At 62.3% G+C, this 8863-nt stretch carries 9 protein-coding genes; 3 read left to right on the top strand and 6 right to left on the bottom strand.

Annotation, left to right across the window (positions count from 1 at the left end; all coding sequences use genetic code 11):
• Positions 1-183: 183 nt before the first annotated feature.
• Complete coding sequence (locus HMPREF2943_RS00930) at positions 184-1266, bottom strand: alpha/beta hydrolase (RefSeq protein ID WP_070710558.1); 1083 nt, start codon at positions 1264-1266, stop codon at positions 184-186.
• Positions 1267-1328: 62 nt separating this feature from the next.
• Between HMPREF2943_RS00930 and HMPREF2943_RS00925 the strand changes: the two genes are divergently transcribed.
• Complete coding sequence (locus HMPREF2943_RS00925; protein ID WP_070710557.1) at positions 1329-2696, top strand: M20 metallopeptidase family protein; 1368 nt, start codon at positions 1329-1331, stop codon at positions 2694-2696.
• Here the strand turns inward: HMPREF2943_RS00925 and HMPREF2943_RS00920 are convergent.
• From HMPREF2943_RS00920 to HMPREF2943_RS00910, 3 genes are read right to left on the bottom strand one after another with little or no spacing between them, the layout of a single operon-like run.
• Positions 2632-3402, bottom strand: a complete 771-nt coding sequence (locus tag HMPREF2943_RS00920; protein ID WP_070710556.1) for a PrsW family glutamic-type intramembrane protease — start codon at positions 3400-3402, stop codon at positions 2632-2634. The two genes, HMPREF2943_RS00925 and HMPREF2943_RS00920, sit on opposite strands and share 65 nt — an antisense overlap.
• On the bottom strand, positions 3399-3818 hold the full coding sequence (locus tag HMPREF2943_RS00915; RefSeq protein ID WP_070446708.1) for a hypothetical protein: 420 nt from the start codon (positions 3816-3818) through the stop codon (positions 3399-3401). Before HMPREF2943_RS00915 ends, HMPREF2943_RS00920 begins: the two co-directional genes overlap by 4 nt.
• Complete coding sequence (locus tag HMPREF2943_RS00910; RefSeq protein ID WP_168160908.1) at positions 3815-4603, bottom strand: PrsW family glutamic-type intramembrane protease; 789 nt, start codon at positions 4601-4603, stop codon at positions 3815-3817. The genes HMPREF2943_RS00915 and HMPREF2943_RS00910 overlap by 4 nt, the downstream gene beginning before the upstream one ends.
• 88 nt (positions 4604-4691) lie before the next feature.
• Between HMPREF2943_RS00910 and HMPREF2943_RS00905 the strand changes: the two genes are divergently transcribed.
• Positions 4692-5861, top strand: a complete 1170-nt coding sequence (locus tag HMPREF2943_RS00905; RefSeq protein WP_246817242.1) for a sensor histidine kinase — start codon at positions 4692-4694, stop codon at positions 5859-5861.
• Positions 5861-6508 carry a response regulator gene (locus tag HMPREF2943_RS00900; RefSeq protein ID WP_070446706.1) on the top strand — a complete coding sequence of 216 codons (648 nt, stop codon included), beginning with the start codon at positions 5861-5863 and terminating at the stop codon, positions 6506-6508. The genes HMPREF2943_RS00905 and HMPREF2943_RS00900 overlap by 1 nt, the downstream gene beginning before the upstream one ends.
• Here HMPREF2943_RS00900 and HMPREF2943_RS00895 read toward each other — a convergent pair.
• Both HMPREF2943_RS00895 and HMPREF2943_RS00890 read right to left on the bottom strand, forming a co-directional pair.
• Entirely contained in the window at positions 6505-6885 is a 381-nt protein-coding gene (locus tag HMPREF2943_RS00895; RefSeq protein ID WP_070710555.1) for a cell division FtsX domain-containing protein, read from the bottom strand. The two genes, HMPREF2943_RS00900 and HMPREF2943_RS00895, sit on opposite strands and share 4 nt — an antisense overlap.
• On the bottom strand, positions 6886-8691 hold the full coding sequence (locus HMPREF2943_RS00890; RefSeq protein WP_246817241.1) for a BCCT family transporter: 1806 nt from the start codon (positions 8689-8691) through the stop codon (positions 6886-6888).
• Positions 8692-8863 lie beyond the last annotated feature (172 nt).

Here is an 8863-nt window from a genome sequence, read left to right as displayed (position 1 = left end):
AAACAGCACTAGCAACCCCGCAACCGGAAGAGCAAATAACCTGCTCACAGACGGGATGAAACACCGACCAAGGGCGGAGAGAGGGTTGGCTAGGGCTGGCTGAACGGTGACTGGGGGACGGGAGATAGGCCTCAGAAAGGGGAGAGCCTTTCGGGCCGACAGGCTTGGGCGGTGGGGTCGTCGCTAGTACAGCGCCGGTTTAATCGCGTCCCACGCCGGCTGCAATTGCTTGCCAAACATCACCCAGTCGTGCACCCCGGAGTCGAGGTAGTCGGTGGTGTGGGGGAGGGAGGCGTCGTCAAGCGCGGCGGAAAACTCCTCCGTGCACCGCTTTGAGCCGGCCTCCAGCAGGGTGCCGCCGATGCGATCATCGAGGGATTTGTTAGGGTAGGCCGCCATCTCTTCATCCGTCCATGCGCCAGTGGCAGCGGAAAGATAGAGCGTCGTCCCGCGCAGCCCCTCCGGGTGAGCCATCACGTCATTGCGCAGCCAGTCCGGCGAGCCGTGCGGGCCCCACATGTTCCGCGGGTTGCCACCGAGGCTGCCCACCGTCAGGTCAACCGTTCCTTGACCCACCGTGCTCGTCGTGGAATAGCAACCGGAAATTCCCGCCACCGCATCGAAGAACCCCGGGTGGTTGTTGGCCATCATGACCGCGCCGGACGCGCCCATCGACAAGCCGATGAGTCCGCGTTTGTCGTTGTGATGTAGTTCTGCCTCAACCACCGGAGCGAGCTCCTGCGTGACGAAGGTGTTCCATTTGTGGCGGCCCAACTTGGGGTCATCCTCGTTCCAGTCGGTCCACATGGAACCAGCGCCTTGGGAGGGGATGACGATGCTGGCGTCGGAGTCGCCGAAAACGCGCTTCAGATGCCCCTTGGTGATCCAGTTGGAGGTTTCCGGGGAGTCGACACCTTCCAGGAAGTACACCACCGGGCCGCCGCTGCCGAGGACGACGTCGACGGGAATCTCACGTCCCATGGACGGCGAGGCCACGAGCCACTTTTCCCGGCCAGGCTCATCGGTCGGGGCGCGGGAGACAACGGACGCCGTGCTTATCGACGCATCCACCGGGTACGGATACCCTTCCTGTTCCGATGTGAACAGATCAGTGAGAAGGTGCGAGGAGGAACCCATGGCGTTGAGGATGCTGAACGTTGCGTCCACGCCCCATCGAGAGGATTGCTCATCGCGGCTGGATTCCTGGTAAGCGGGGGCAGAAGACATGAGAAGTGCGCTGCTCAAAAGCGCAGAGAGAAGCTTCATAGACTGCTACCTTAATACAGATTCCGGTATGCTCGGCGCACATGCTCGGAAAGGATGACACCATGAAGATGGCACCGCGCCACCGTCAGCAACTGCCACCGCTTCCGATGGTTTCCGCCAAGCTCGGGGAGCGTTTGGCCAGCCAGGTGTTCGTGGAGGAAGGCCGGGAGCTGCTTCCGGAGTTGCAGGAGTTCCGTCGCGATATGCACCAGAACCCGGAGGTCGGGCTGCACCTGCCGCGCACGCAGGAGAAGGTGCTCGAAGCTCTTAAAGGCTTGCCGCTGGAGATTCAACTGGGACGCGATCTCAGCTCGGTCGTCGCGGTGCTGCGCGGCGGCAAGCGCGGAGAGCGTCCCGTCTCGGTGCTGCTGCGCGCGGACATGGATGGTCTTCCGGTGCGCGAGCAGACGGGCAGCCCTTTCGCTTCGACGAATAACAACATGCACGCCTGCGGCCACGACCTGCACACGGCCGGGCTGATCGGCGCGGTCAAGATGCTCTGCCGCCACCGCGAGGAGCTGTTGGGCGATGTCATCTTCATGTTCCAGCCGGGCGAGGAAGGCCCGGGTGGTGCGCAGCCGATGATTGATGAGGGCGTGCTCGACGCTGCTGGCCGCCGCCCCATCGCCGCCTACGGTTTGCACGTCGGCCCGCAGGATCGGGGCACCTTCCACCACATCGCCGGCCCGATGATGGCCTCGTCGTCCAACCTAGGGATTACCGTCTACGGCAAAGGTGGGCATGGCTCGCGCCCACATGATGCTATCGATCCCGTCGCGGCCTTGGCGGAGATCCAGGTGGCGCTGCAGGTGGCGCTGACCCGGCGCTTCGACGCGAACTCGCCGATTGTCATCACGGTGACCAACTTGCGCGCGGGCGACGGCGCGGTCAACGTCATCCCGGACAAGGCGGAGCTGGGCGCGACGGTGCGCGTGCTTCGCGACGAACACATCGATGCCGTCCGCCAAATGATCATCGAGGTCTCAAGCTCCGTGGCGGCCTCGCATCGTTGTACCGCAAAGGTGGACTTTGAGGTTTTGTATTCGGCGACGAAGACCTCACAACGCGAGGATCAGTTCGCGGCGTCGTTGTGGGCAGGCATGTTCGGTGCGGAAAATGTGCTGACCATGGACACCCCGATGATGGCCTCGGAGGACTTCGGCGCGGTGTTATCCCAGGTTCCGGGCACCTTCATGTGGTTCGGTACGGGAGATCCGCACACCCCGGAGCACATGCGCGAGTGGAACCACTCGCCGCTGGTGCGCTTCGATGATTCCGTTCTGGGGGATCAAGCTGCGGCCTTGGCGGCGGTGGCCTTTGAGCGCCTCGCCGCCGAGGACGCCCATCCCTCCCCGGCGACGAAGGCTATGCGCGCGCCGGTGCAGGGGACAGGGCTGGATGTGCAGCCGCCTTCTTCCGCAGCGCAATAACGCCCCAGATGGTGGCTATCCACACGGCTAGCACGACAGCCATGCCGGCGAGGAGGGGCCAGATGGCGTCGTCGAACGCGGTGCTTAGCGACGGGAAGAGGTTGTTCGTCACGTGCACCGCGATGGCGGCAATGAGCCAGCGCACAGGCTGTTTCTGGGATAGGCCATAGGCGCTAAGCCCGGTGAATAGCGAGTGGGAGAGCGGGTTGGACACCAGGCGGATGACCACCGCCCCGATTGCGCCGGCGGTATCCGAATCGAGGTTATCCGCCGTCATGCGCGCGAAGGCGGTTGCGTCCTCACCCACAGTGAAACCGATGCTCACGGCCACGCCCACGAAGACATAGTCGAGCCAGCTTCGGGGCCGGATGACGCAGGTGCAGATCAACAGCACGCCGAGGAACTTGAGCGCTTCTTCGTTGAGCGGCGCATATCCCGCAGCGCCCAGCCAGTCCAGGCCCGCGCGGGCAAGGAGGTGGGTCATGTTCGTATTGAGTTCCACCGCCAGCCCGGAGACCGCGAAGCCCCACACCACGCCGTGCGCAATTCCTGGCCGGCGGCGCAGGAGGAACAGCGTGAGGGAGACGAGTACGGCGGCGAAGACCACGGCGGCAAGAGCACTTGCGGGCAGGAAGGGCTCGCCCGCGTAGTGGAAGGTAGACACGACCAGCGCGCCGAGGGTCAGCAGAAAGTACAGGTACTTCATGCGTCCTCCTGTACCCGGTCGGCGAAGTCACGTTCCTTCGGTCCGTAGATGTGGAGGAAGGAAATGGTGTTCTCGTCGGGGTGGGCCAGCGTGATTCCATTCTCGTCGGACACGCGGTAGAGATCCGGTGCCTGGGTGGTGATGGGGGCGTCGGTGAGCGCGCGCGTCCCGTTGAAGGAGCGGTGCTGGCGCGGCAGGTACGTCTCTACCGGGTGCGAGGAGCTTCTTTCTTCGGCGATGATGGTCGCACCCCCGCAGTTCCAGGTCTGCGAGGAGGCGTACGGATCCTCCGGGCATTCTAGCCCTGGGATACCGCGCACGGCGGTGGTCACGGGAGTGGGGTCGGGGAGGAGGGCGTCGGCAAGCGGTACTGCGGCGAGAACGCCGAGGCAGGAATAAATCAGTGTGTTTTTCATGATTTCGACCCTACGAGCTGCGATTTTGCTCCGGTATCCTCCGCAGGGAGGATTTTCCGGATCTTGACAATGCTGACAATCGTGGCGCCCCACAGAGAAATGAGAATGATGAGGGCGGCAAAGACGGGCCACAGGGCGTTCTCAAGGGCGATAGTGACAGACGGGCCAAAGTTGGCAGCGAAGTGCACCGCCATGGCAAGGAGCAACCATCGCACCGGCTGCTTGCGGGCGAGGCCATAGGCGGCAATTCCGGTAAAGAAAGAATGCATGAGAGGGTTCGCGATGAAGCGGACAAGGACCGCCATCAAGGTGCCCTTGATATCGGAATCCAGGTTCTCCAGCGTCAAGTTGACGTAGTAGACGACATTCTCGCCCACACTAAAGCCCATGCCTACCGCCACCCCGACGAAGACGTAGTCCGCCCAATGACGGGGCCGGATGATGCACGAGCAGATGAAGAGGACGCCGAGGAATTTGAGTAGTTCTTCGGGGAGCGGGGCGATACCGGCCTCGACCAGCCACTCCGGGAAGAAGCGGATGAGGAGGTCGTTCATGCATTTGTTGAGCGAAGCTGCGACCCTGGTGACCGCGATGCCCCACACCACGCCATGCGCAATGCCCGGGTACTTGCGCAGAATCAGCAGCGTGAGACCAATTGCCACGGTCGCGTACAACACTGCGGCGAGCGCACTTGTAGTGACGAAAGCACCTTGGGAGAAACCATAAGCAGCGCTCACGAGCCCGGCGGCGGTGAGCAGTTCATATAAAGTCTGTGTTCTTCTCATGCGGTTTAGGCTATGAACCGTGCCCGGGGTGCCGGTATCCTCCGCAGGGAGGATTTTCCGGAACGCAGGGAGAACTATCGTGGCAACAATGACAAGCAAGACGCGACCACTGTGGATCACGGTGCTGCTCATTCTGCTCTGCGTGGTGGCGGATATGGCGGCATGGATCCCCCATATCGAAAACTTCGAGGGGACGGATCAGGAAGCCCTTGTTATGGGCTTGATGGGTCTATTTAGCTTCGCCACCTGGATTCTGCTGCCCTTCGCCCTGCACCACTCGCGGCGGGAGCGCAACATCCACGAGGAGTACCCCGGCCACCCGGTGGTGCTGAGTGCGGCTCTGCTCGTCCTGGTACTAGGCGGGTTTCGCCCACTGTCGCTGTCAGTGCTGGTGGTGTTGATTTCGATCATCTCGCGCGGCCGGCTGCGGTGGTCCCTGGTGGGGACGGTGGTGTTCGTGGCCTCGTGTGTGACCGTTATCTCTGTGCCTTACATTCGGATGAACATCTTCGCGACCTTTGGTTACGTGTTCTATGGATGCATTTTTCTTATCGTTGCCTGGATTACGGGCTCGGTGCGCGCGCAGCGCCGCCAGCGCGAGGTCACGCTGGTCAGCCTGGCGGAGCTCAACGAGGACCAGCTGCGCTCCCGCGAAGAGCGGGCGCGCCTGGAGGAACGCAACCGCATTGCGCGCGATATCCACGATTCCCTCTCGCACAGGCTTAGCCTCATTTCCGTGTACGCGGGTGGCCTGAGCTACCGCAAGGATGCGGACCCAGAGCACATCGCCGAGGCGGCAGAGACCATCCAGTCGGAGGCCAAGGCCGCTGTGGAGGATCTGCGCGGGGTGATCAAGGCGCTGCGCGTGGACGATCGGGTGGATCCGCGCGCGAGCATCGAGGAGCACATCGGGCGCGCTCGCGCGGCGGGGACGAAGGTGCGCTATAAGAAGGGGGACGTCGATAAGCTGAGCACACTAGCCGCCCACACGCTGGGCCGCGCCGTGCAGGAGGGGCTGACCAACGCGCGCAAGTACGCGCCGGGGAAGAAGGTGACGCTCACCGTGGAGAACGAGGAGGATAAGGTGCGGGTGACCATGCAGAACAAGAAAGTAGCGGAGCAGCCAGAGTCCGGCGGCGGCAACGGCTTGTTGGGTCTGGAGGAACGCGCCCGGCTGGCGGGAGGCACCTTCACAGTGCTTGACGACGCCTCCACCTTCACCTGGGTCCTCGAACTCCCTGAGGAGGCACACGCGTAATGATTTCAGTGGTATTAGTCGATGACGAGCAGGCACTGCGCCGCGGCATTCGGTTCATCCTGGAAGGCGCTGCGGACATCGAGGTGGTGGCCGAGGCCAGCAATGGCCGCGACGGCGTGGCGCGCGTGACGGATCTGCGGCCCGATGTTGTCCTCATGGATATCCGCATGCCCGTCATGGACGGCATCGAGGCGGCAGGGCAGCTGCGCGCGAGCGCGCCGGATATACCGGTGGTCATGCTCACCGCTTTTGATACCGACGAGTTCATCGTGGATGCGCTGCATGCTGGGGCAATGGGCTTTTTGCTCAAGACCATCGAGCCGGAGGGCCTGGTCTCTGCGGTTCGGGCCGCTGCCACGGGGCAGCAGCTGCTGAGCCCGCAGGCTCTGAAGAACCTTCTGGCGCTCAAGCGTCCTGCGCCGGAGCCGGCAGAGGTGGAGGTGGTTGAGCCCTGCCCGCTAGAGGGCTTAAGCCAGCGCGAAAACGAGGTGGCGGAGCTGGTGGCCCAGGGCCTAGACAACCAAGAGATTGCCGGACAGCTCTACGTCTCCGTGACCACGGTGAAAACCCACATCAAGCACATCTTGGACAAACTGGGCGGTACCAATCGGGTGCACATTGCGATCGCGGTGTTGGAGTCGCGTTAGCGCCGGAAGAAAAACGCGGAGATCAGGCCAATTAACGCGATGCCGACCACGATGATGGATGCTACGGGCCAGTATTGGGGGTAGTACTTGAGCGTATAGCCGAAGACCTGGCTGTCGTTGAACTGTTGGGCCAGTGCGATGGGCATCCACCACAGCTTCGTGAGAGTCAGGACCGCGCCGAGGAGGCCGGTGATAAAGCGGCGGGTACCGCGCAGAAAGAAGCTCGCGGCCACGAGGAGCATGCCGCCGATGCTGAGTGCGAAAAGAACGGGAGTTGCCGCGGTGAGCGGGGAGCCGTTGATGAGAAATTCGTGATCGATTTCGTGCTGCTCGATGAGGGTATAGCCGTCGAGGACGATGTTTTCAGGCAACCCCATTTATTTCTCCTTCTGCTCGGCGTCTGGCTCGTAGCCATCGGCCCAGGTATCGGTGTCGAAGTCGTAGTCTACATTCTCGCCCTTTTCATCGGTGCGCTGGTACCAGTCCGTATAGCGGTGCGCTGAGGAGTCGAAGTCGGAGCCAGCGCCGCGGCCTTCGTCGGCATGCTCGATGGATAGCTCGAAGTCATCGCCGTGCTCCTCGATGCCGCGCACGACGGCGTTTTCCACCGCGGCACGCGCGTAGGCGCGGCGGATGAACATCGGGTCGGAGCGCAGGTCCTTGATGAAGGCCACCATCATGACCAGCAGGACGATGCAGAAGGGCAGGGCAGACAGGATGGTCAGGTTCTGCAGGCCGGTGAGTACGTCTTCGCCGCCGGTCAGCAGCATGACTACGGCAATGCCCATCATGCACAGGCCCCAGAAAATGACGATGAACTTGTTGGGGGCAGGGTTTCCCTTGGAGGACATGGTTCCCATGATGACCGAAGCGGAATCGGCGGAGGTGATGAAGAAGACCGCCAGCACCAGGATCAAAATGAAGGGTGTGATGCTGCTCAGCGGCAGGTTGTCGAACATGGCGAAGAGCACCTGTTCGCCGGAGGCGGAGCCATCAAAGTTGGGCAGGTTCTCGCGCTTAAAGGTGATGGCTGTGCCGCCGAAGATGGTGAAGGCCAAAATGAGGATGAGGGAGGGAGCGAAGACGGTGACGGCCGTGAATTCGCGTAGCGTGCGGCCGCGGGAGATACGGGCCACGAACATGCCGACGAACGGCGTCCAGGCAATCCACCATGCCCAGTAGAAGGCGGTCCAGTAGGACTGGAACTCGACTGTTTCATCGCCCCAGGACAGGCCTTTGGCCATCATCGGCAAAAGCTGGTCGATGTAGGTCACGATGCCGGAGGGCACGAGGTTGAGCAGGAGCAAGGTCGGACCGGTGAAGAAGACAAAGATGACCAAGCCGAGTGTCACCGTGATGTTGAAATTGGAGAGATAGCGCACGCCGCGGGAGACACCCGAGACCGCCGAGATGATGAAGCCGCAGCCAAGGACCGCAATGATCACGATGAGCACGGAGTTGGTCAGCGGGCCGGCGCCGCGGATGATGGATACTCCTTGGCCGATCTGGATAGCGGAAAGACCCAGTGTGGCGGCGGTGCCGAAGAGCGTGGCGACGAGGGCGAGGACGTCGATAAGCTTGCCCAGCGGGCCGTCGGTATCGCGGGAGCCGAACAGCGGCTTGAAAATGGAGGACACCAGAGGCACGCGCCCGCGGCGGTAGGAGGAATAGGCGATGGCTCCGCCGACCAGGGCGTACGCCGCCCAGGGCGAGATTCCCCAGTGGTAGTGCGCCTGGGCCATGGCCTGGTGCAGGGCCTCGACGCTGTTGCCGTCGACTGTGTGGGGCGGCGGGGTGAGGTAGTGCGACAGCGGCTCCGAGGGGCCGTAGAAGAAGATGCCGACGCCGATGCCGGCGCCAAACATCATGGCAACCCAGCTGAACCAACCGAACTCGGGCTCTTCGTCATCAGTACCGAGCTTGATGCGGCCTAGGCGGGAGCAACCGATGTAGAGCATGGTGGCTACGGCCATCATCATGGTGATGTTGAGCAGCCAGCCGGCGTTGGTGATGGCCCAGGAAAAAGCGGTGGAGGATGCGGCCGAGACGGATTCTGGTGAGCTAATTCCCCACACGATGAAGGCTACGATGAAAGTAGCGGTGCTGAAAAAAGGGACCTTGTCAAGGGCGAAAGCGTTGCGTTGATCCTCCACACCGATACCCGGAACCAAGCCGGGGTGCATGTCGTGAGGATAGATGCCAACGGGTGGACCTGTAGATTTTCGAGTGTTCACCCTCACCATTATCGCAGGTGCGCACAATGACAGTGGTGTGAGCTAGGATGAAGGCACTTATTTCTGCGTCGATTGGAATGCCATGTCGCTGCCTAATTTTGATGAGAATGTCCGTGAGCTG

The organism is Corynebacterium sp. HMSC072D12, assembly GCF_001813925.1.
Taxonomy (GTDB): Bacteria; Actinomycetota; Actinomycetes; order Mycobacteriales; family Mycobacteriaceae; genus Corynebacterium; species Corynebacterium aurimucosum.
Note: the sequence above shows the minus strand (reverse complement) of the source record. Positions and strands in the feature narration are given on the sequence as shown.